Annotated in this window: 17 protein-coding genes; 12 read left to right on the forward strand and 5 right to left on the reverse strand. The window is 67.9% G+C overall.

Annotated features, from left to right (window positions below; genetic code table 11):
* Positions 1-12: 12 nt before the first annotated feature.
* From CA951_RS18120 to hppD, 3 genes are all read left to right on the forward strand, one after another.
* Complete coding sequence (locus CA951_RS18120; RefSeq protein ID WP_179220231.1) at positions 13-1,347, forward strand: Glu/Leu/Phe/Val dehydrogenase family protein; 1,335 nt, start codon at positions 13-15, stop codon at positions 1,345-1,347.
* A gap of 13 nt (positions 1,348-1,360) precedes the next feature.
* Entirely contained in the window at positions 1,361-2,776 is a 1,416-nt protein-coding gene (locus CA951_RS18125) for an amino acid permease (RefSeq protein WP_087558167.1), read from the forward strand.
* Positions 2,777-2,879: 103 nt separating this feature from the next.
* A complete protein-coding gene (gene hppD, locus CA951_RS18130; protein ID WP_087558168.1) occupies positions 2,880-4,094 on the forward strand; it encodes a 4-hydroxyphenylpyruvate dioxygenase in 1,215 nt (404 codons plus the stop codon).
* 391 nt (positions 4,095-4,485) lie between these two features.
* Here hppD and hutC read toward each other — a convergent pair whose 3' ends face one another.
* A complete protein-coding gene (hutC, locus tag CA951_RS18135; protein ID WP_043825206.1) occupies positions 4,486-5,253 on the reverse strand; it encodes a histidine utilization repressor in 768 nt (255 codons plus the stop codon).
* Positions 5,254-5,353: 100 nt separating this feature from the next.
* Positions 5,354-10,048 (reverse strand): NAD-glutamate dehydrogenase, encoded by a 4,695-nt coding sequence (locus tag CA951_RS18140; RefSeq protein WP_087558169.1) that lies wholly within the window; start codon positions 10,046-10,048, stop codon positions 5,354-5,356.
* 227 nt (positions 10,049-10,275) lie between these two features.
* Between CA951_RS18140 and CA951_RS18145 the strand changes: the two genes are divergently transcribed.
* The 4 genes from CA951_RS18145 to hutG are packed head-to-tail and all read left to right on the forward strand — an operon-like array spanning position 10,276 to position 15,678.
* Entirely contained in the window at positions 10,276-11,712 is a 1,437-nt protein-coding gene (locus tag CA951_RS18145; protein WP_087558170.1) for a cytosine permease, read from the forward strand.
* 59 nt (positions 11,713-11,771) lie between these two features.
* Complete coding sequence (gene hutU / locus CA951_RS18150; RefSeq protein ID WP_087558171.1) at positions 11,772-13,448, forward strand: urocanate hydratase; 1,677 nt, start codon at positions 11,772-11,774, stop codon at positions 13,446-13,448.
* Positions 13,449-13,495: 47 nt separating this feature from the next.
* Complete coding sequence (gene hutI, locus CA951_RS18155; protein ID WP_087558339.1) at positions 13,496-14,719, forward strand: imidazolonepropionase; 1,224 nt, start codon at positions 13,496-13,498, stop codon at positions 14,717-14,719.
* Positions 14,716-15,678, forward strand: coding sequence for a formimidoylglutamase (gene hutG, locus CA951_RS18160; protein ID WP_087558172.1), 963 nt, complete (start codon positions 14,716-14,718; stop codon positions 15,676-15,678). Before hutI ends, hutG begins: the two co-directional genes overlap by 4 nt.
* A 21-nt stretch (positions 15,679-15,699) precedes the next feature.
* Here the strand turns inward: hutG and CA951_RS18165 are convergent, their stop codons facing one another.
* Positions 15,700-16,533: an alpha/beta fold hydrolase gene (locus CA951_RS18165; protein WP_087558173.1), complete on the reverse strand. Its 834-nt coding sequence runs from the start codon at positions 16,531-16,533 to the stop codon at positions 15,700-15,702.
* A gap of 230 nt (positions 16,534-16,763) precedes the next feature.
* Here CA951_RS18165 and CA951_RS18170 point away from each other — a divergent pair, with 230 nt between their 5' ends.
* Entirely contained in the window at positions 16,764-16,967 is a 204-nt protein-coding gene (locus CA951_RS18170) for a cold-shock protein (RefSeq protein WP_005244612.1), read from the forward strand.
* A 79-nt stretch (positions 16,968-17,046) separates the two neighbouring features.
* On the opposite strand, the gene CA951_RS18175 is transcribed toward CA951_RS18170, so the two are convergent.
* Positions 17,047-17,421 carry a hypothetical protein gene (locus CA951_RS18175; protein WP_087558340.1) on the reverse strand — a complete coding sequence of 125 codons (375 nt, stop codon included), beginning with the start codon at positions 17,419-17,421 and terminating at the stop codon, positions 17,047-17,049.
* A 193-nt stretch (positions 17,422-17,614) separates the two neighbouring features.
* Here CA951_RS18175 and CA951_RS18180 point away from each other — a divergent pair, with 193 nt between their 5' ends.
* From CA951_RS18180 to CA951_RS18190, 3 genes are read left to right on the forward strand one after another with little or no spacing between them, the layout of a single operon-like run.
* Positions 17,615-18,766, forward strand: a complete 1,152-nt coding sequence (locus CA951_RS18180; RefSeq protein ID WP_087558174.1) for an acyl-CoA dehydrogenase family protein — start codon at positions 17,615-17,617, stop codon at positions 18,764-18,766.
* 15 nt (positions 18,767-18,781) lie between these two features.
* Complete coding sequence (locus CA951_RS18185) at positions 18,782-19,930, forward strand: CaiB/BaiF CoA-transferase family protein (RefSeq protein ID WP_087558175.1); 1,149 nt, start codon at positions 18,782-18,784, stop codon at positions 19,928-19,930.
* Positions 19,931-19,967: 37 nt separating this feature from the next.
* A complete protein-coding gene (locus CA951_RS18190) occupies positions 19,968-20,636 on the forward strand; it encodes an IclR family transcriptional regulator (protein ID WP_087558176.1) in 669 nt (222 codons plus the stop codon).
* Positions 20,637-20,648: 12 nt separating this feature from the next.
* Here CA951_RS18190 and CA951_RS18195 read toward each other — a convergent pair whose 3' ends face one another.
* Entirely contained in the window at positions 20,649-21,233 is a 585-nt protein-coding gene (locus tag CA951_RS18195) for a TetR/AcrR family transcriptional regulator (RefSeq protein ID WP_087558177.1), read from the reverse strand.
* Positions 21,234-21,331: 98 nt separating this feature from the next.
* Between CA951_RS18195 and CA951_RS18200 the strand changes: the two genes are divergently transcribed.
* The gene (locus tag CA951_RS18200) at positions 21,332-22,729 is read left to right on the forward strand and encodes a cytochrome P450 (protein ID WP_087558178.1); all 1,398 of its coding nucleotides are present in this window, start codon (positions 21,332-21,334) and stop codon (positions 22,727-22,729) included.
* The last annotated feature ends 77 nt before the right edge of the window (positions 22,730-22,806 follow it).

Here is a 22,806-nt window from a genome sequence, read left to right on the forward strand (position 1 = left end):
TGAGGAGACATCGTGGATCAGAGCATTTTCGCCCCGCTGAAGGCCGCCGGCCTGACGTCGTTGAAGTTGCAGTACGACTGGAGGACCGATCGGCACCGCCTGTATGCGGCGAAAGAGTGGGATGCCGATCTGGACTTCGCGCAGTACAACCGCAGCTTCCATGTGGAGAGCCTGCTGACCTCGGACGCGGTGTACCTGAGTCACGAGCAGGTCCTCGCCCTCTACGCCGAGCACGGCCTCGCCGACTACCTCGACGAGGTCCTCGAACTCCTGCGCGGCGGCAAGCACTTCGGCATCGAGGTCTACTACCACCAGGGCCGCGACATCCGGTTGATGTGTCACCAGCACAGCCGACGGCAGGGCCTGATGAACAAGCGCCACGCCACCCTGGCCGGCGGGATCCGCCGCCATCCGCTCGAAGAGCGCGAGTTGGACGTGATCATCGACGGCCTGAACCTCGGCCGTGCGATGAGCTTCAAGAACATCGCCGCAGACCTGGATTTCGGGGGCTGCAAGACCACCGTGCAGATGGACCCGCTGAACCTCGACGACCTCGAAGCGCTCGGCTTCCTGTCGTTCGCGCTCGATCACTGCCGCACCATGACCGGCCCGGACATGAACTTCCCCACCGCGATGTCCGACGTGATCAACGCGCACTTCTCGAAGTCGTTCACCAGCGGTCCCGCGTCACCGCTGGGCGAGACCGGCAAGCCCACCGCATACGGCACCTACCTCGCCCTGAAGGAGGCCGTCCGGTTCGAGGAGGGCACCGACACGCTGTCCGGTAAGACCGTGGCCGTCATGGGCCTCGGTGCGGTCGGCTGGTCGATGGCCGAATACCTGCTCGACGGCGGCGCCCGGGTCGTCGTCTCCGACATCGACGAGGCCCGCGCCGCGGACTTCCTCGCCACCCACCCCGGTCGGGCGGTCGAGTCGGTGCCCGTCGGCGCCATCATCGATATCGACGCGGATGTGTTCTGCCCCTGCGCGATCGGCGGAATCCTCGACGAGGACACCATCCGGCGAATCCAGTTCCGCTACGTCTTCGGACCGGCGAACAACCAACTCAAGGCAACCACCCAGGACGAGGAGATCCGGCTGGCCGACCTGTTGGCCGATCGCGGCATCCTCTTCCAGACCGAGTGGTGGCACAACACCGCCGGCGTGATGTGCGGCGCCGAGGAATACCTGCACGGCGCCGACGCGAACACCGCCGACCTGATGGCCAAGGTCGAACGCATCGTCCCCGCCAAGACCCGAGCCAACCTCACGCAGGCGAAGGAACTCGGCATCACCCCCACCGAGAACGCCTACCGCACCTGCGTCGACACCATCTACCAGCGATAAGAGCGAGCACACCATGGCCGAACCGACTACGCCCGCCCCCGCGCAGATGCAGCGCGGACTCCAAAACCGTCACATCCGGATGATCGGCCTCGGGTCGGCGATCGGCACCGGGTTGTTCCTCGTCTCCGGGTCCACCATCCAAACCGCCGGACCCGCGGTCCTGCTGGCCTACGTGGTCGCCGGGGCGGTGATCTTCCTGATCATGCGGATGCTCGGAGAAATGGCCGTCGCCCGACCGGTCGCCGGCTCCTTCAGCGAATACGCCCGCGAGCACTGCGGCCCGATCGTCGGGTTCATCACGGGCTGGAACTGGTGGATGACGTGCATCGTCGTCAGCATGCTCGAGCTGACCGCGGTGGGCACGTTCATGGATTTCTGGTTCCCGGGCCTGCCGCACTGGATGACCGCCGCCGTCGCCCTTGTCCTGATCACCGGCGTCAACCTCATCCATGTCAGTGCCTTCGGGGAGTTCGAATTCTGGTTCACCCTGATCAAGGTCGCCGCCGTGGTCGCCATGATCGTCTTCGGCGTCGCCATCGTCTTCGGGGCGGGGCACTACGACTCCGCGGCGTTGAGCAACCTGTGGGACAGTGGCGGATTCGCCCCGCACGGGGTGACCGGCATTCTGCTGTCCCTGGTAGCGGTCACGTTCACCTTCGGTGGCATCGAGTCGCTCGGCACCACCGCCGGTGAGGCCAAGGATCCTGCCCGAAGCATCCCTAAGGCCGTCAACGGCGTCATCGTCCGCATCCTGGTGTTTTATGTCGGCGCGATCGGGGTCATGCTGATGATCTGGCCCTGGGCCCGGGTCGGGGTGGACGGCAGCCCGTTCGTTCTGATGCTCGACGGCCTCGGTGTCGGCGGCGCCGCAACCCTGCTCAACATCGTGGTGCTCGTGGCGGCCCTGTCGGTCTTCAACACCATGGTCTACAGCAACGCCCGGGTTCTGCACGGCATGGCCGCGAAGAAGCAGGCGCCGGCACTGCTCGCCCGAACCAATCAACGCGGAGTGCCGGTCACCGGCATCGTGATCAACTCGGCGATCACCGCGATCGTGGTGCTGCTCAACTACCTCTTCCCGGGTCAGTTGCTGATGGTCCTGGTGGCGATCATCCTCTCCGCGGAGATCATCACGTGGAGCACGATCGCGATCAGCCACCTGCGATTCCGGCGGACCGCCGGTGCCGGCGCCTTCCGGTCGCCGCTGTTCCCCTACGCCAACTACCTGGTGCTGGCCTACCTCGCCGGTGTGGTTGTCCTGATGGCCCAGCTGCCGGATTTCCGCGCCGGCGCCATCGCCCTCCCGCTCTGGCTCGCGGGCCTGCTGCTTGCTGCTCTCGTCTACCGAAAGATCCGCCGCAGCCGCGGGCACACCGACACCGAGCCCGCCGAGATCGAACGGCCCTTGATCGACCACACCCCCACCTGACCCGACTGCCAGAACCGCCGCGGACCGCCTTCGCTGGCCGAGCGGCGGTCCGCGGCGGTCCAGGCACGACCACCTTCCAACCGAACAGAACCGGAGAACACCCATGCCCAACAACGCGCTCACCGCCCAGGAGACGGAGGCCCAGCTCGACCTCGACCAGCTCAGGCAGCTCGTCGGCCTGGTCGACTACGACGCAAGCACCGACCCGTTCCCGGTCAGCGGCTGGGACGCCATCGTCTTCGTCGTCGGAAACGCCACCCAGACCGCGCACTACTACCAATCCGTCTGGGGCATGGAACTTATCGGCTACTCCGGCCCGGAGAACGGCAACCGCGACCACAAGGCATTCGTCCTCAAATCCGGCTCGATCCGCTTCGTCGTCAAGGGCGCCGTCGCCCCCGACAGCCCCCTCGTCACCCACCACGCAGCCCACGGCGACGGCGTCGTCGACATCGCCCTGGAAGTGCCCGACGTCGACAAGTGCATCGCCCAGGCCGAGCGGGCAGGCGCCACCGTCCTCGACGAACCCCACGACCTCGCCGACGAGCACGGGAAGGTCCGTGTCGCCGCGATCGCCACCTACGGGCAGACCCGGCATTCTCTCGTTCAGCGTGTGATCGACGGCCGCCGCTACGAAGGGACGTATCTGCCCGGCTACACGGCGGCGCAGAGCACCTACGTCAAACGCGAAGGCGCACCCAAGCGTCTGTTCCAGGCGCTCGACCACATCGTCGGGAACGTCGAACTCGGCAAGATGGACGAATGGGTCGGCTTCTACAACCGAGTCATGGGCTTTGTGAACATGGCCGAATTCATCGGCGACGACATCGCCACCGACTACTCCGCACTGATGTCGAAGGTCGTCGCCAACGGCAACCACCGCGTGAAGTTCCCGCTCAACGAACCGGCGATCGCCAAGAAGCGCTCGCAGATCGACGAATACCTCGACTTCTACCAGGGACCGGGCGCCCAGCATCTGGCCCTGGCCACGGGCGACATCCTGCGCACCGTCGACGAACTACGCAAGGAAGGGGTCGAATTCCTCTCCACCCCCGACGCCTACTACGAGGACCCCGAGTTGCGTGCCCGCATCGGCCAGGTCCGCGTTCCCGTCGAGGAACTGCAGAAGCGGGGCATCCTCGTCGACCGCGACGAGGACGGCTACCTGCTGCAGATCTTCACCCGTCCTCTCGGCGACCGGCCGACGGTGTTCTTCGAGATCATCGAACGCCACGGCTCCCTCGGCTTCGGCAAGGGCAACTTCAAGGCCCTGTTCGAATCGATCGAGCGCGAGCAGGACAAACGCGGCAACCTCTGACCCAACCCGCGCATGGTGCGGATCAGTCCGAACGATCACATATACCGGTTTAGCCCGTAGGGCAGGACAGGACAGCGAGCTGGCCTCTTCTCCCTACTCGCAGGTCAGGTGCATCCCCTGACCTGCGAGTAGGGGCTGATCCGTCTGCACTCATTCACGGAACGCTGATCGGAACGTCCCGAGTGCCGGCCGTTGACCGGAACTCCCTGACCAGTGCGTTCCCCGTTTACCCCGTCCGATGACGATTGTCGGATCGGTGCGTCAAACGGTGCAGATGGTGCGGGTCGATGGTTCCCGGGCATCAGCCCCACCGACCCGCATCAATTCTTCTGTTCCGACGTTCGAACGAGCACCTGCTCGACACAACACGCAGGGCCCTCCGGATCCCCGATCAGCCCGTCCCGAATGTCCCTTCGAGCCGGTTCCGCGAACCGGGGTGCACGAGACGCGCTGCGCTGACGAGCCCTCGGGACGACCAGGTGCGGCGCCGGATCAGCAGGCAGGGTTCGGAACGCTCGATGTGGAGGAGGCGGCATTCGTCGGGCGATCCGAGGATCGCTTCGACGACGTGCTCGCCCCTCGTCAGCGGAGCTTCCACGCTCAGATAGTGATTGGGCGTCTGCTGGGTGAAGTCCTGATCGAGATACCCGGGCGCCTCGGCGGGATTGACGAACCGGTCTTCGAGCTGGATCGGGGTGTCGTCCTCGTAGTGGATCATCAGGGAGTGGAACACCTTGCCGCGGATCGAATCCCGGATGAAGGCGTTGGCCGGATCGGCGTCTTCCTCACGCACGTACACCACTTCGGTTCGGTGGCGGTGCCCGCGTTGCTGGATCTCGTCCGCGATGTTCTTGACCTCGAACAGCGGCGACGCCGTCTTCGTGGCCGCCACGAACGTGCCCACCCCCATCAGGCGCACCACGAGACCCTCGGCGCTGAGTTCGCGCAACGCGCGGTTGATGGTCATGCGGGACAGCCCCAGAGCGCCGACGAGCTGGTTCTCCGAGGGCAGCTGATCGCCCTCCTGCCAGCGGCCGGCGTTGATCTGCGACACGATCAGGTGCTTGACGCGTTCGTACGCCGGGGCCGACTCCGTCCCCGGTCCGTTGTACAACGCAGCAAGCTCCGCGTCGACTACTGCGATCTCTACCACTGACACCCATTCCTCTGCGGCACCGACGAACTTCCCGTGCAGTCGGCCTTTTGCAGTCTATCGGCCGACTGCACGGGTAAGCCGCAATCGCGCGGTGCGCCCGATGTCACCTCACCATGCTGCGGAGCTGCCTGGTCGCGACGGAGAGAGCGGCCAGGTCGTGCTCACCCGATTCCGTGACGGCATCGAGGGTGTGGCGGGCCCGCGCCAGCCGGGCGGCATTGCGGTCCTCCCACTCCCCGATCTTCTGTTCCGCCGTGTCCGCGATCTCGCTGCCCGCGATCACATCGAGGCACAGGGCCCGCACCGTGTCGTACAACTCGTCGCGCAACGACAACCGGGCCAGCGCGTTCCACCGCGTACCTCGTCCCAGCTGCGAGACCCCCACCAGGAGGTGGACCAGCCCGAGGCACTCCCCGAGCCGGTAGTACACCTCGGCCACCTCGCGGGGGTCGCGTTGGGTGATGTCGGCGATCTCGACGATGTCGAGCAGCGCGAACCGGTCGAGCAGCAGTTGGACACGCCCGGCCAGGTCGGCGGGGACACCGCGGGCCACCAGCGCGGCCGTGCGACTGCGGAGGCTTTCCGCGTCCTCGCCGCACAGCCAGCCGGCGACATGCGGTGTCAGGTCCGCGACCAGGTCACGGAATCGGCTGATCTCCGCCCCGACCGCCAGCGGCTGGGGCCTGCGGGTGAGCATCCACCGCGACGCCCGGTCGAGCAGCCGCCGGGTGAACAGCGTCAACTCGTCCGAGAGTGCGGCGTCGAGGTCTGCGTCCCGGATGTCGCGGCGCAGCGACGGCAGGTCGAACACCTCCGAGACCACCGCGAACGCGCGCACGGCGTCGGCACCGCTGGCACCGGCCTCCTCCCCCAGCCGGAAGGCGTACGTGATGCCGCCGTTGTCGACGACGTCGTTGGTGAGGACCGTCGCGACGATCTCGCGGCGCAGCGGGTGTTCGCCGATGGCGTCGCCGAACGACTCCCGCAGTCTGCGCGGGAAGTACCCGGCGAGGGCATCAGAGAACGCCGGGCTGTCGGGCAGGTCGCCGGCCAGCAGATCCGATTTCAGCGCCAGTTTGACGTGCGCCATGAGCGTCGCGAGTTCCGGCGAGGTGAGTCCCGCCTCCGCGCGTTCCCGGGCGGCGATCTCCTTCCGGGACGGCAGCACCTCGATGGCGCGGTCCAGACCGTAGCGGCCCTCCAGGTGGCCGATGAGCCGTCCGTGCACCGCGAGCGACGCGGCGGCGTCGGCCCGGCTCGTGCCCAGCACGTCGTTCTGGGCGACGTTGTCGGACAGCACGAGACGCGACACCTCCCCGGACATCTCGGCGAGCAGACCCGCGCGGTCCTCCGCGGCGAGACGGCCGCCGCTGACGAGGGCGTCGAGCAGGACCTTGATGTTGACCTCGTGATCGGAGCAGTCCACGCCCGCCGAGTTGTCGAGCGCGTCCGTGTTGATCCGACCGCCGTTGCGGGAGAATTCAATGCGTCCCAGCTGGGTGAGGCCGAGGTTGCCGCCCTCACCGATCACCCGCGCCCGGACGTCGGCGCCGTCCACCCGGACGCCGTCGTTGCCCTTGTCTCCGACGTCGAGGTGGGTTTCGGTGCCCGCCTTCACGTACGTGCCGATCCCGCCGTTCCACAGCAGATCCACCGGCGCCCGCAGGATCGCGCGCACCAGGTCGGGTGGCGACAGTTCGGTGGTCCCGGGCGCCAGCCCGAGCGCGCGCCGCGCCTCCTCACTGACCGGAACGCTCTTCCTCGATCGTTCCCACACACCGCCGCCCGCGCTGATCAGGTCGGGTGCGTAATCCGCCCACGACGACCGCGGCATCGCGAACAGCCGTTCCCGTTCCGCGAAGGAGGTGGCCGCGTCGGGGTTCGGGTCGAGGAACACGTGCCGGTGGTCGAACGCGGCGACGAGCCGGATGTGCGGGCTGGCCAGCATTCCGTTGCCGAACACGTCGCCGCTCATGTCGCCGATCCCGACGGCGGTGAACTCCTCCGACTGGGTGTCGATCCCCATCTCCCGGAAGTGCCGTTTCACGCTCTCCCACGCGCCGCGGGCGGTGATGCCGAGCGCCTTGTGGTCGTAGCCGACGGATCCGCCGGACGCGAACGCGTCCCCGAGCCAGAAACCGTACTGCGCCGCAACGTCGTTCGCGATGTCGGAGAACGTCGCGGTGCCCTTGTCCGCGGCGACGACGAGGTAGGTGTCGTCGCCGTCGTGCCGCACCACCCGCGGCGCCGGGATCACGGCGCCGGTCGCGAGGTCCACGTTGTCGGTGACGTCCAGCAGTCCGCTGATGAAACTGCGGTAGCAGCGCACGCCCTCGGCGCGCTGCGCGTCACGGTCCCGCGCCGCGTCGCCGGTGGGGGCCGGTGGGCGGGCGACGACGAACCCGCCCTTCGCGCCGACGGGCACGATCACCGAGTTCTTGACCGCCTGCGCCTTCACCAGGCCGAGCACCTCGGTGCGGAAGTCCTCCTTGCGGTCGGACCACCGCAGGCCGCCCCGCGCGACGGCACCGAACCGCATGTGCACACCCTCGACCCATGGCGAGTAGACGTAGATCTCGAAGCGGGGCCGCGGCTGCGGCAATTCGGGGATCCGCTGCGGATCGAATTTGAACGACAGGACCGACCGTTCCCGGCCCGCGCGGACGTAGCGGTTGGTGCGCAGCGTCGCCAGGGCCACGTTGAGGTAGGCGCGCAGGATGCGATCGGCGTCGAGACCGAGCACGTCGCCGATCGCCGTTTCCAGCGGGCCGATCAGGTCGCCGGACTCGGTCGCGGCGTCCGGATCGAATCTCGCGGCGAACAACCGGATCAGCGCCTGCGAGATCTTCGGATGATCCCCGAGGACCGTCGCGATGTGGTTCTGGCTGTACGGGAACCCGCCCTGCCGGAGGTAGCGCGCGTAGGCCCGCAGCACCTCCACCTCCCGCCAGTCGAGGCCGGCCCGGAGTACGAGTTCGTTGAAACTGTCCGTCTCCGCCCGCAATTCCCAGGCCGCGGCGAACGTCTCCGTGAAGCGGTGCGGCAGTGCGTCGTCCACCGGCCCGGCCGCTGCGTGGCGAATCCCGAATTCGTACATCCAGCACACGGTTCCGCGACTGTTCGCGACCGTGTACGGGCGCTCGTCGAGAACCGCGACGCCCATGCTCTGCAGGATCGGGAGCACATCGCTGAGGGAGGCGGGGGCGCCGCCGACGAAAAAGGTGAAGCGCCAGTCGGCGGCCTGCGTGTCGAGCCGCGTCTCGATCGCCCCGTCCGTCAGTGTCTCGAACACCGCCACGTCCGTCCGGGCGCGCCGGGCGTCGAAGTCGTGCTTGTACACCGCGGGGAAGTTCTCCGAATAGTGTGCGAGGAGTTCGCGTTCGAACGTGGCGCCGAGTTCGTCGTCGCCGCCCGTGCGGAATCGGTCTTCCCAGGTCCGGCAGGCCCGGGCGATCCGGCGCTGAATGTCCAGTCGCCGTGTGTCCGTCACCTCGGTGTCCGCGGGGACGCGCATCGTGAAATGCACCATCGCCAGCGGGTACTCGGACACGTTCGTGGTGTATTCGACGGCGGTGCCGTTCAACTCGTCCAGGAGGACCCGCTGGGCCGCCAGGCGCGTCCGCGTGTTGTACCGGTCGCGGGGGATGAACACCAGCGCCGACATGCTGTCGCCGGGAACTTCCGTGCGGAGGAAGAGGTGAATGTGTTCGCGCGCGGTGATGCCGGCGACCTCGGTGAGCGCCGAATGCAACGAGTCCGGGCTCGCGGCGAACAACTCGGTCAGCGGCAGCGCCTGCACGACCTGCAGCACGGCCTGCCCGGAGAAGGAGTCGATGTCGAATCCGGCGCGGTCGAGCAGGGCCCGCACCCGGCGGCCCGCACCCGGGATGTCGAGGACGTTCTCGTGCCTGCCCGCGGGCGTGAATACGCCGACGAAGCGGTGTTCCTCCCCTGCGGCCCGGACGCCGACGAAGGACGGATACGACGAACGGTGCACGGATACCGGGAGTGCCGCCTGCCCGATCGCGAGGACCGGACCGGATTCGGTGGCGGGCGCACGATCGCCCTCCCGGTCGTGAAGGACGCCGAGACTTTCCCGGGGTGCGCCGTCGGCGTCGTATCGCGCGTATCCGAGGACGGTGAAGTTGCCCGCTTCGCACCAGCGCAGGAAGTCGGCGGCCTCGCGGAGTTCTTCGGACAGCGCGTCCTGCCCGGCCTGCGCGTCGAGTTGCTCGGACACCTGGATCTGGAGTTCGCGCATGCGCGCCAGATCCGCGTTTACCCGGCGGACATCGGCGAGGACGGCCGTCAGGGATTCGACGAGTGCGGTGACGACCGTGCTGTCGGTGTCGGAGCGAAGCCCCACGTGGATCCAGGACTCCGCCGTCGCCGCGTCGGTGGCCGGACGCACGTCGGTGAGGGTGCCCGACTCCTTGCGGCGGGCGGCGACGACCGGGTGCAGTGCCTCCTCGATGGGAGCACCGACCCTGGCCGCGGTGAGAAGTACCGATTCGACGAGCAGCGCCATGTCGTCGGTGACGATCTGCACCGCGGGTCCGATCCCGCTGGGGTCCGCGGCGTCGATGCCGCGCACGACCGCGGTCCCGGGGTTCCGGTGCCGTCCCGTCTCGAGATGTGTGTTCGCGATCCGATCGCGCGCCGCGGGATCCGCGTTGTCTGCGTAGGGGTGACCTGCGGTGCGGAGGTAGAGGTCGAGGAAACGCTCACGCGCCTCCTGGTCGGAAAACAGCTGCTCATCGCCCTCGAGCGGGTGCGAGGACGTCGAAATTACTCTCATGTCAGTACCTTCCGTCGGGAGCATCGGGACTCCCGGCTGGTGCAGTGGCGGGCCGGCACGCTTCTCGGCTGGGTCCTTGGAGAACGCTTGACAGGGGGTTGTCTATACAGGACTATACATCTAAGGCGATAAAAAACGTGAGTCAGAGCACACTGGATTCAGGACATGGGACAGAGCACCCGGGACCGACCAGAAGCTGCCGGACTCGTCACAGAGAGACACAGGCCATGACACACGAGGGACCTCCCGAGATCAGCCTCGCGCCGGAGCGTCGCACCATCGACGTCGTTCCGGACGACGAGCGCCACGGATCTCCGCGCAGCCAGTTCACGCTCTGGTTCGGCGCCAACATGCAGATCACCGCGATCGTGGACGGCGCCCTGGCGGTCGTCTTCGGCGCCGACGCGCTGTGGGCCATCGTCGGCCTGCTGATCGGCAACGTCTTCGGCGGTGCCGTCATGGCCCTGCACTCCGCTCAGGGGCCGCGCCTCGGCCTGCCGCAGATGATCTCGAGCCGGGCCCAGTTCGGCGTCCTCGGAGCCGTGCTCCCACTCATCCTCGTCGTCCTCATGTATCTCGGCTTCGCCGCGACCGGCAGCGTCCTCGCCGGTCAGGCCGTGAACGAGATCCTCCACATCGACAACGCCACCGTCGGCATCCTCATCTTCGGCGCGATGACCGCGTTCGTCGCGGTGACCGGGTACAAACTCATCCACGTGGTCGGCAAGGTCGCGACCGTCGTCGGCATCATCGGCTTCACCTACCTCCTGATCCGCCTGTTCGCCGAATACGACGTGGCCGCGTTCGTCGGGATCAAGGGCTTCGACATCGTCACCTTCCTCCTCGCGATCTCGCTCGGAGCCGGCTGGCAGCTGACGTTCGGACCGTACGTCGCCGACTACTCCCGCTACCTGCCGCGCTCGACGAGCGAGCGGAAGACGTTCTGGTCGACGTTCGCGGGCAGCGTGATCGGCTCGCAGTGGTCGATGACGCTGGGCGCGCTCGTCGCCGCCGTCGCCGGCGACGCGTTCCTCAGTGACCAGGTCGGCTTCATCGGCGAACTCGCCGGACCCGCCGTCATCGCCCTGATGATCTACCTGGTGATCCTCGTCGGAAAGCTCACCGTCAACTGCCTCAACGCGTACGGCGGATTCATGTCGATCCTCACCACCGTGACCGCATTCAACGGACAGTCACGCATCTCGACCCGCGCCCGCAGCCTGTACATCATCGGGTTCGTCGCCGTGTCGATGCTGATCGCGATCGGTGCCAGCGCCGACTTCCTCAACAACTTCAAGAACTTCGTCCTCGTGCTGCTGATGGTCTTCACCCCCTGGAGTGCCATCAACCTGATCGACTACTACCTCATCTCCAAGGAGCGCGTGGACATCCCGGCCCTGTACGACCCGGCGGGCCGCTACGGCCGCTGGAACAAGACCGCGATGAGCTGCTACGCCATCGGCGTCGTCGCGCAGATCCCGTTCCTCGCACAGAAGCTCTACACCGGCCCCGTGACGGACATGCTCGGCGGCGCGGACATCTCCTGGATCGTCGGCATCGTCTTCACCGCCGCGATCTACTACCCGCTCGCGAAGCGCAGCAGCAACCCGCCCCCGGCCATGATCTACCCGAAACACACCGCCATGGCTGATACACGACAGTGAATCACGCTGAACCCCAGACTCTTCCACCTCTCTCGTTCGACCATCAAGGAGTACACGACATGACCACCACGACGCCTCCGGTTTCCGGACCCCGCCACGTGTCGGCGCCCCGCGGCACCGAACTGACGACCCTCGGCTGGCAGCAAGAAGGCGCCCTGCGCATGCTGATGAACAACCTCGACCCCGAGGTCGCCGAGCACCCCGACTCCCTCGTCGTCTACGGCGGCACCGGCAAGGCCGCGCGCAGCTGGGAAGCGTTCGACGCGATGGTCCGGACGCTGAAGACCCTGAAGTCGGACGAGACGATGCTGGTGCAGTCCGGCAAGCCGGTCGGTGTGTTCCGCACCAGCGAGTGGGCGCCCCGCGTCCTGCTCGCGAACTCGAACCTGGTGGGCGACTGGGCCAACTGGGAAGAGTTCCGCAAGCTCGACGCCCTCGGCCTGATCATGTACGGGCAGATGACCGCCGGATCCTGGATCTACATCGGCACGCAGGGCATCCTGCAGGGCACGTACGAGACGTTCGGCGCCGTCGCCCGCAAGCGCTTCGGTGGCTCGCTCGCCGGCACCATCACCATGACCGCGGGACTCGGCGGCATGGGCGGCGCCCAGCCCCTCGCCGTCACGATGAACGACGGCGTCGCGATCTGCGTCGACTGCGATGTCACCCGCATCGACCGCCGCATCGCGCACAAGTACCTCGACACCAAGGCCACCGACATCCACGACGCCCTGCGTCTGGCGACCGAGGCCCGCGACGCGAAGCGTCCGCTGTCCATCGGCCTCGAGGGCAACGCCGCGGAGATCTTCCCCGAACTGCTGGCCATGAACGCCCCCATCGACATCGTCACCGACCAGACGTCGGCACACGACCCGCTGTCGTACCTGCCGCTCGGCATCGACTTCGCCGACATGAAGGCGATGGCCGACAAGGACCCGGTGAAGTTCACCGAGGACTCCCGCGCGTCGATGGCCCGCCACGTCGCCGCGATGGTCGGCTTCCTCGACAAGGGCGCCGAGGTGTTCGACTACGGCAACTCCATCCGCGACGAGGCCCGCAAGGCCGGCTACGACCGCGCGTTCGACTTCCCCGGATTCGTTCCCGCCTACATCCGTCCGCTGTTCGAGGAGGGCCTCGGCCCGTTCCGCTGGGCCGCGCTGTCGGGCGACCCGAAGGACATCGAGGCCACCGACAAGGCGATCCTCGAACTGTTCCCCGAGAACGAGCACCTGAAGCGCTGGATCACGATGGCAGGCGAAAAGGTGGCGTTCGAGGGTCTGCCGGCCCGGATCTGCTGGCTCGGCTACGGCGAACGGCACAAGGCCGGCCTGAAGTTCAACGAGATGGTGGCGTCCGGTGAGCTGTCCGCGCCCGTCGCCATCGGCCGCGACCACCTCGACTCCGGATCGGTCGCGTCGCCGTACCGCGAGACCGAGTCGATGCTCGACGGCTCCGACGCGATCGCCGACTGGCCGCTGCTCAACGCACTCGTCAACACCGCGTCGGGCGCGTCCTGGGTGTCCATCCACCAGGGCGGCGGGGTCGGCATGGGCCGGTCCATCCACGCCGGTCAGGTGTGCATCGCGGACGGCACCGACCTGGCCGCGGAGAAGCTGGAGCGGGTCCTGACCAACGACCCCGGCATGGGCGTCATCCGGCACGTCGACGCCGGCTACGACCACGCCGCCGACGTCGCCCGCGAGCGCGGCGTCCGCGTGCCGATGTCCGAGGGATGACCAACCGCCCGAGCGACCGTATCTTCGAACCACTGGAAGGAACAGCAGTGACAGCGAACACCTCCCGCTCCACAGCGCTGACCGGCATCGGCACCCTGGTGACCAACGACCCGACAGTGGGGGAAGGTCCGCTCGGGCTGATCCGCGACGCCGCCGTCGTCTTCGACGGCGGCGTGGTGGCCTGGGTCGGCAGCACCGACGCGGCGCCTGCCGCGGACGTCGGGCACGATCTCGACGGCCGCGCCGTGCTGCCGGGCTTCGTCGAAAGCCACTCGCACCTGGTGTTCGGCGGGGAACGCGCGGAGGAATTCGCGGCCCGCATGGCCGGGCAGCCGTATGCGGCGGGTGGCATCCGCAACACGATCGAGGCGACGCGGAACGCCACCGACGAAGAACTGCAGGCGAACACGCGCCGGCTGCTGGACGAGTCGCTGCGGTCGGGCAGCACCACCGTGGAATGCAAGACCGGCTACGGGCAGACGGTGGCACACGAACTGCGCAGCACGCGGATCGCGGCGTCCCTCACCGACGAGGTGACGCTGCTCGCCGCGCACGTTCCGCCACCGGAATACGCGGGCCGCGCCGACGACTACGTCGCCATGGTGTGCTCGGAGATGATCGACGCCTGTGCACCGCAGGCGAAATGGATCGACGTGTTCTGCGAGACCGGCGCGTTCGACCGCGATCAGGCGCACGCCGTGCTCACCGCCGGAATGGCGAAGGGGCTGATCCCCCGCGTCCACGGCAACCAGCTCCGCGAGGGGCCCGGAGTTCAGCTCGCCGTCGAACTCGGCGCCGCGTCCGTCGACCACGTCTGCTACACCACGCAGGCCGACATCGACGCGCTCGCGCAGAGTTCGACGGTGGCGACCCTCCTGCCCGGCGCGGACTTCTCGACCCGCAACAAGTACCCCGATGCCCGGGCCCTGCTCGACGCCGGTGTCACGGTCGCGCTCGGTGCGGACTGCAACCCCGGCACCAGCTACACCACCAGCCTGCCGTTCTGCATCGCGATCGCGGTGCGGGACATGCACATGACCCCGGACGAAGCCATCTGGGCGGCGACGGCGGGCGGCGCCCGCGCGCTGCAACGCGCCGACGTCGGGGTCCTGCGTCCCGGAGCGCGGGCCGACGCCCTCGCCCTCGACGCGCCGTCGTACCTGCACCTGGCCTACCGGCCCGGCGTCCCCCTGATCAGCGACGTGTGGCGGGGCGGCGAACTCGCCTGGTCCGCGCACGTCGGTCACGAGAAAGCGAGGGCATTGCGATGATGGAGAACCTGTTGATACCGCCACCCCCCTGGGTCGGCAGGATGGACGGCACGTCGAGTCACCACCTCCGCTGGCACCAGGCGGTGTCCCCGCTCCGGGACGGCGCGGAGCCGGGCGCCTGCGTGTTCATCGGATTCTCCAGCGACGAGGGTGTGGAACGGAACAAGGGACGCCGCGGCGCGTCCCGCGGTCCGGACGCGCTGCGTAGCGCGCTGTCGTCGATGGCGCTCGCCGAACCGCTCCGCGCCTATGACGCCGGCACCGTCGCGGTCACCGACAATCGTCTCGAATCCGGGCAGGAGGCGCTGGGCGCGGTGGTTGCCGCGACGCTCGACGCCGGCCAGTTCCCCGTGGTCCTCGGCGGCGGCCACGAGGTGGCGTTCGGGACGTACCTCGGTCTGGCGCAGGCGGCGGTCCGGACCCCGCGCAAACGGGTCGGGATCCTGAACCTGGACGCGCACTTCGACCTGCGGTCCGATCCGGTGCCGAGTTCGGGCACACCGTTCCGGCAGATCCTCGAACGGGAACACGCGGCGGGCACCACCCTGCAGTACTCCGTGCTCGGCATCAGCCAGCCCAGCAACACCACCGCGCTGTTCGACACCGCACGCGGATACGACGTCCGGTACCTCCTGGACGACGAGTGCTCGGTCTCCGACCGGCACCGGGTGGCCGTCTTCGTCAGCGAGTTCCTGTCGGACGTCGATCTCGTCTACCTCACCATCGACCTCGACGTCCTGCCCGCCGCGGTCGCGCCGGGCGTGAGCGCTCCCGCCGCGTACGGGGTGCCCGCGGAGACGATCCAGTTCGTGTGCGACGCCGTCGCCGCCAGCGGAAAACTCGCGGTCGTCGATGTCGCCGAGCTCAATCCGTCGTTCGACATCGACAACCGCACCGCCCGCACCGCCGCCCGGTTCATCCACCGGATCGCCACGAAGCGCATTCCGATCGTCGGCTGAGGTCTCCCGGGCAGCCTGCGCTCAGCCCTCCCGCAGCACTGCGCGCAGGCGGGTGACGAACGCGGCCGGGTCGTGGGCGAAACCGATGTGATCACCCGGGAACAGTGTGGGCTCGACGCCCAGTTCGACGGCGAGCGCCCGCGACGTCCGGTCGCAGAGTTGACCTCCCGACTCCACGCCGATACCGACCACGACGCGGGTGGACGCCGAGCGCAACGCCGCGACGTCCGGGCACCAGCGGGTGGTCGGGCGCAGCATGTGTGCGTGCTGGAAGTGATCGTCCGCCTTCGCCTGCTCGTCCCGCTCGCCCCCGACTATCTGCTGGAACACCTCCTCGGGCAGGTGGATGTTCGCCAGATCCAGGAACTTCCTCCACGCCCCCACGACGTCGCCGCCGAGGTGGGTGTCGATGATCTCGTCAGTCTTCACGCGCAGTTCCTCGCGGTCGTCGAGCAGTTCGTCCAGCGGCGGCTCGTGAGCCACCACGGTGTGCACCAGTTCCGGATGCGCCTGCACGAGCGCCAGCGCGCTGACGGCGCCGCCGCTGGAACCGAACACCACGGCAGGACCCGCGTCGAGGTGCGTCAGCAGCCGGGCGAGGTCGTCGGCGCGCATCTCCGGGGTCGAATCGCGGTCGCGGTCGTCGACCGGGCTGCGGCGGATGCCCCGCGGGTCCGTCGTCAGCACGGTGTATTCGGCGGCCAGCAGATCGGCCGCGGGCGCGAAGGCGTCGGCGTCCATCGGGGCGCCGACGAGCACCACGACAGGCCCCGACCCTCTCACCTCGTAGTACAAACTGGCCCCGGGAACGTCGAGGGTCCGGGCGTGGGCGGTGGCGGTCGATGCGGAATTCATCGAGTTCTCCTCGTTGCAGGTGATTGTCGGTCGCAGGTAGGACTGCCCCCGACGGGCAGAATCATCGGTCCTGTGGAGGAAATTTCTTGCCCATGACCTCCCAGGAGCCCCGGATCCGGAGGATTCGTGGGCCTACCACTGGAAGCACAAGCGGCTAGATGACAGGATGAGATTTACGCGAACGGGATCTCGATGTGAGATCCCGGGCGGCAACTCAGGGAGTGAACGGTATGGCGCAGGGTGTTGTGAAGTGGTTCAACAGCGAGAAGGGCTTCGGATTCATCGCGCCGGACGACGGTAGCGCGGACGTGTTCGTTCACTACTCCGAGATCTCGGGCAGCGGCTACAAGTCGCTGGAGGAGAACCAGCGGGTGGAGTTCGAGGTCGGACAGGGCCAGAAGGGCCCGCAGGCCCAGAACGTACGGGCCGTCTGACAGACGCCCCGATGACACTGTGACGACGAGGTCGCACCCGAGAGGTGCGGCCTCGTTGTCGTAGCAGGCCTTGGGAGAGCTACCTCGAGAGGCCGAAACTTCCCACCTGGTTGCCGCCCACGTAGACGGCCCCGGTGTAGCTCCCGTCCGCGTTGGGGGAGATCCTGTCGGTCAGGAACCCCAGACCCGATGGGCTGTAATCGATGACGGTGTTTCCGTTCCCGTCCTGCGAAGTCGTGCCCGCGAGTCCGGTCAGTCCGAACGCGAAGTTGTTGACGACCGTGTCGCCCTGAAAAGTCTTCCCCTTCCAGATCAACTCTCCGGCGGGTGCGGTGGTCGTTCCCTGATAGGTGCCGGACGGTACCGCGGGTTCGGCCACACAGGTCCCTGCGCCGCCGAGTGCGGCACCGATCGCAGCTCCCGCGATGACGATCCCTCGGGTGATCGCGCGCATCATTCCTCCCTCCGCAGTGGTAGCCGGCCCGGTCGCGTCGACCGGGTGGCCGGTCCGTGGTCGAGTACCCGCTTCACTGCCGTGGACACCGGGACCCCTGGACAAATTCGGCGTTCTCCTTCATAGTCGAAATGCCACCAAGTGGCATTGCTATTTCACTAGATGGCAATCTCGATCTTCGACAGGAGTTCCCGTGACCGATCAGCTGCTCGATGCCGCCGAGTTCCGCGGCGCAGTGCGCGCCTTCGCCAACCGTGAGATCCACCCCGGCGCGGCGTTCCGCGACGAGACGCGGGAGTTCCCGGCGGAACTGGTGAAGCGACTGGGCGAACAGGACCTCATGGGTATCTCGGTGCCCGAGGAATTCGGCGGACTGGGCATGTCCACCAAGACGCAGCTGATCGCCGTCGAGGAGGTGGCCCGCACCGACGCCGCGCTCGCCTCGATCTACACCGCGCACTACCTGGGGCTCGAGCCGATCCTCGTCGGCGGCACCGAGGAGCAGAAGCGCCGGTGGCTGCCCCGCCTCGCGTCCGGTGAACTGCTCGCCGGGTTCGCCCTCACCGAACCGGATGCCGGCTCCGACATCGCGTCGATGCGCACGACGGCGCGGCGCGAGGACGACGGGTGGCACCTGTCGGGGTCGAAGACGTACATCTCCAACGCCAAGGAGGCCGACCTCGTCGTCCTGTTCGCCAAGACCGACCCGTCGGCGGGCTTCCGCGGCATCACCGCGTTCGTCCTCCCCCAGGGCACTCACGGCGTGAGTTACTCGGAGCCCCAGGACAAGCTGGGCATCCGATCGGCGCCCACGTACACCGTCTACCTCGACGACGTGGTGCTGCCCCACGACGCGGTGGTGGGAACGGAGGGCCGCGGCGGCAACATCGCGCTCACCGCCCTCAACCGCGCCCGCATCGACGTGGCCGCGATGGCGAACGGAATCGCGCTGCGCGCTTGGGAACTGGGCCGCTCCTACGCGGCCGAGCGCAAGCAGTTCGGGCACCCCATCGCCGAGTTCCAGGCGATCCAGCTGCTGCTGGGTGCGTGTGACGCCCAACTCGTCGCCTCCCGGGTCACCGCGGACTGGGCGGCGGACGTGAAGGATGCCGGCGCCGACCTGCGCCGTGCCGCCTCGGTGTCGAAGTACGTGGCGACGGAGGCCTGCTTCTCTATCGTCGACCAGACCGTGCAGATTCACGGCGGCGCCGGGTTCATGCGCGAATCCGAGATCGAACGTCTCTACCGCGACTGCCGGATCCTCCGGATCTTCGAGGGCACGTCGCAGATCCAGCTGCTCACCATCGCCTCCAACGCGCCGTCGCCGCGTTCGACGGAATTCTGAGAAGGGCCGACCGTCATGCCTCCCCTCCCTCCCCTCGACGGCATCCGCGTCGTCGATCTCTCCCGCGTTCTGGCCGGGCCGTACTGCACGGCGCTGCTCGCGGACGCCGGCGCCGACGTCGTCAAGATCGAGCCCGCCGCCGGCGAGGACTCGCGGCACCTCGGCCCGTTCCGCGACGGCGAGAGCATCTATTTCAACGTGCTGAACCGCGGAAAGCGCTCGCTGGCACTCAATCTCAAGGATGAGGCAGATCGGGCCGTCCTGCTCGACCTGATCGACACGGCGGACGTCCTCGTCGAGAACTTCCGGCCCGGCGTGACCACCCGGCTCGGCATCGACTACGACACCGTCCACGCCCGCAATCCCCGGCTCGTCTACGCGTCCATCTCCGGTTTCGGGCAGGACGGGCCGCTCGCGGGTGCGGCCGCCTACGACCTCGTCGTGCAAGCGATGTCGGGGATCATGAGCATCACCGGTTCACCCGCATCCGGCCCGACCCGGCTCGGTGAATCGTTCGGCGACCTCGTCGCGGGACTGTTCGCGGCCTGGGGCATCAGCTCCGCACTGGTCGGAACCCGCGAAACGGGTGTGGGACACCATCTCGACGTCGCCATGTTCGACAGCATGCTGGCGATGCTCCCCACCGCGCACAGTCAGCTGCAGGCGTCCGGGGTCGCGCCGGCCGGGGTGGGCAATCGGCATCCCGTCTCCACCCCGTTCGACACGTACCGGGCGTCGGACGGCCTGTTCGTCCTCGCCGTCGCCAGCCAGTCCGGGTTCGAGAAGCTCGCGCACACCATGGATCGCGCAGACCTTCTCGGCGACACCCGGTTCGCCGACGACACCTCCCGCACCGATCACGAACCCGCCCTGCGCACCGAGATCGAGATCTGGGCGAAGGACAAGACGGTCGCCGAGGTGGTCGCGATCCTCGGCGCGGCCGGACTGGCGACCTCCGAGATCTGGAACGTCGAACAGGCGCTGTCGTCCGAGCAGAGCAGGCACCGGGGACTCGTCGAATCGTTCGAGCATCCGGTCGCGGGAACCATCGACTACGTGCGGCAGCCGGTCGTGTTCGGCGACAGCGCACGCCCCGGGGTCCGCCGCAGCCCGCTGCTCGACGAACACCGGCAGTCCCTGCTGTCCGAGATCTCCTCACGGTAGATTCACGCCGACACCCGCGACCGTCAGGAGACGACTCATGGCCCCCGGAGATGTGACCCGCAGCGCGAGCCGCACCTTCGAACTGCTCGGCGCGATCACCGAGCAGGGCGGGCTGACGCTCGGCGACGCCGCGAAAGCCGCCGGCCTCGCCACGAGTACCGCGCTGCGCCTGATCCGCAGCATGGAGCAGAGCGAATTCCTCGTGCGCGGCGACGACAACGTGTACCGGGCCGGACCGCGACTTCTCCAGATCGGCGCCCGGGCGATCAGCGACAACCAACTGCTGTCCCGGGCCCGGCCCGCGATGGTCGCGATCGCGGAGGAAACCCGCGAATCCACGTACCTGTCGACGCACGGGCCGAAGGGCACCGCCCTCTACCTCGCGCAGATCGAGGGCACCCACGCGATCCGGCACATGGGCTGGGTGGGTCAGACGGTGCCGCTCGTGGGCACGGCCGTCGGCGCCGCACTGCGAGGCGACCTGCAGAGCGAGGGATACGCGATCGCCCACGACACCCTCGAGGACCACTCGACAGGTGTGGCCGCCCCCATTTACGACGCGGTGGGCCGGATCGTGGGCGCCCTCAGCGTCATCGGTCCGACGTTCCGCCTCGACGACGCACTGTGTGCGCAGCACGGTCTCGTCCTGGTCGCACGGTGCCGTGCACTGTCGGCGGAGCTGGGCTCCCCCACCGCTGAACGCTGACCGGTGGGCGGCTCAGTCGAGCCGTCCATCCAGCATGCCCCGCAGCGCGCGGAGGCAGAGTTCCCGTAACTCGCTCTCGGCGATCGCGGGGTGGTCGAGCCAGTCCATGCAGACGGCGCGGACGAAGGCGATCCAGCCGCGCACCGCGACGCCGACGAGTTCACGCTCGCCGGCGGGCGGATCGAGCGCGTCGACGATGCGGCGCTGCTGGGCGTCGAGTTCCCGTTCGACGATGGCGCGGATGTCGGCGTCGGCCGACAGCGCACCGTGATTGATGGCCCGGACTCCGTGCCGGTGTCCGGCGACGTGCTCGAAGTACGCGGCGAGACCGGCGGCGACCTGTTCCTCGACGGGCAGATCGGCGTCGGGGGCCGTCACCTCGAGCAGTCGTTCGGATTCGCGTTCGACGATCGCGGCGAAGAAGTCCCGCTTCGTCGGGAAGTAGTGGTACATCAATCCGCGCGACACCTCGGCGAGTTCGGCGACCTCCTCGATCCACACGTCCTCGTAGGGGCGGTCCGCGAACAGCCGCGCGCCGATGTCGAGCAACTGCGCGCGGCGCTGCTCGGGGGCGAGTCGACGGCGGGCGCTGGTCATGCCAGCCACCGTACTGCTTGACACCGGTTCAGTAAGGCGTACCTTGCGTACTAGACATCAATTCAGTAACGCGGGCCACATCGACACGGGGGTCGACAATGAGCGTCGAATCACTGCACACCACAGCCGAGGCGACGATCCCGCATCCCCGATGGCGGCTTCCCGTCTTCGGCGACGTGTTCGGGCTCAGCATCCGCACTCCCGTGCAGAATTCGATGGAGATCGGCCGCAGGCTCGGGCCCATCTTCGAGCGCAACGTCCTCGGCAACAAGTTCGTGTTCGCGTCCGGTGCAGATATGGTCGCGGAACTGTCCGACGAATCGCGGTTCGCGAAGCACCTGGCGCCCGGCGTCGCGTCGCTGCGCGAGGTCGGCGGCGACGGGTTGTTCACCGCGTACAACCACGAGCCGAACTGGGGCAAGGCGCACAACCTGCTCGCCCCGGCGTTCACGAAATCCGCGATGCGGTCGTATCACCACACGATGCTCGACGTCGCAGGCGAATTGACGGAACACTGGGACACCCGCACGGGCGGCACCCCCGTCGACGTGTCCTCCGACATGACGAAACTGACGCTCGAGACCATCGGCCGGACCGGGTTCAGCTACTCCTTCGACTCGTTCACCCGGGAACGGCCGCACCCGTTCGTGCAGGCGATGGTCGGTGCGCTGAGCCATTCGCAGCGCACCACGTTCGTGAAATCCACACCGCTCGGACGGCTGCTGGTGCGGCGGTCGGATCGCCGCAACGTCGCCAACCTGGAACACATGGCCGAGGTCGTCGACGAGGTGATCCGCGCCCGCCGCGACAGCGCCGAGGCCGGCCCCGAAGACCTGCTCGAACTCATGCTGCGGGCGGCCCGGGAGGACGACCCCAACCGGATCGACGAGCTGAACATCCGCCACCAGGTGGTGACGTTCCTGGTCGCGGGACACGAAACCACCTCCGGGGCATTGTCGTTCGCCCTGTACTACCTGTCGCGGCATCCCGACGTCCTCGCGAAGGCGCAGGCGGAGGTCGATGCGGTGTGGGGCGACGAGGAACCCGCGTTCGAGCAGGTCGCCAAACTTCGCTACGTGCGCCGGGTGCTGGACGAGTCGTTGCGGCTGTGGCCGACGGCACCCGCGTACGGCCGGGAGGCGACGGTCGACACGACCCTCATCGGCAAGTACCCGATGAAGGTCGGCGACTGGGTGCTCGTCCTCATCCCCGCCCTGCACCGCGACCCCGTGTGGGGTGAGAACCCGGAGGCGTTCGACCCCGACCATTTCCTGCCCGAGCGCATCCGGTCCCGTCCCGCACACGTGTACAAACCGTTCGGGACCGGCGAGCGGGCCTGCATCGGACGGCAGTTCGCCATCCACGAGGCGGTCCTGGTGCTCGGCACGATCCTGCGGCGGTACGACATCGCGGGCGACCCCGACTATCGGCTGAAGGTCGCCGAGCGGCTCACTCTCATGCCGGAGGGCTTCACGCTGCAGTTGCGCCGACGCTGACCACCGTCGACCCCTTGACAGTCACAAAGTGAAAGTTACTATCAAAATATAGTAACTTTCTTTCGAGTGGAGCTGTC

The organism is Rhodococcus sp. NCIMB 12038 (assembly GCF_002165735.1).
Classification (GTDB): Bacteria; Actinomycetota; Actinomycetes; order Mycobacteriales; family Mycobacteriaceae; genus Rhodococcus_F.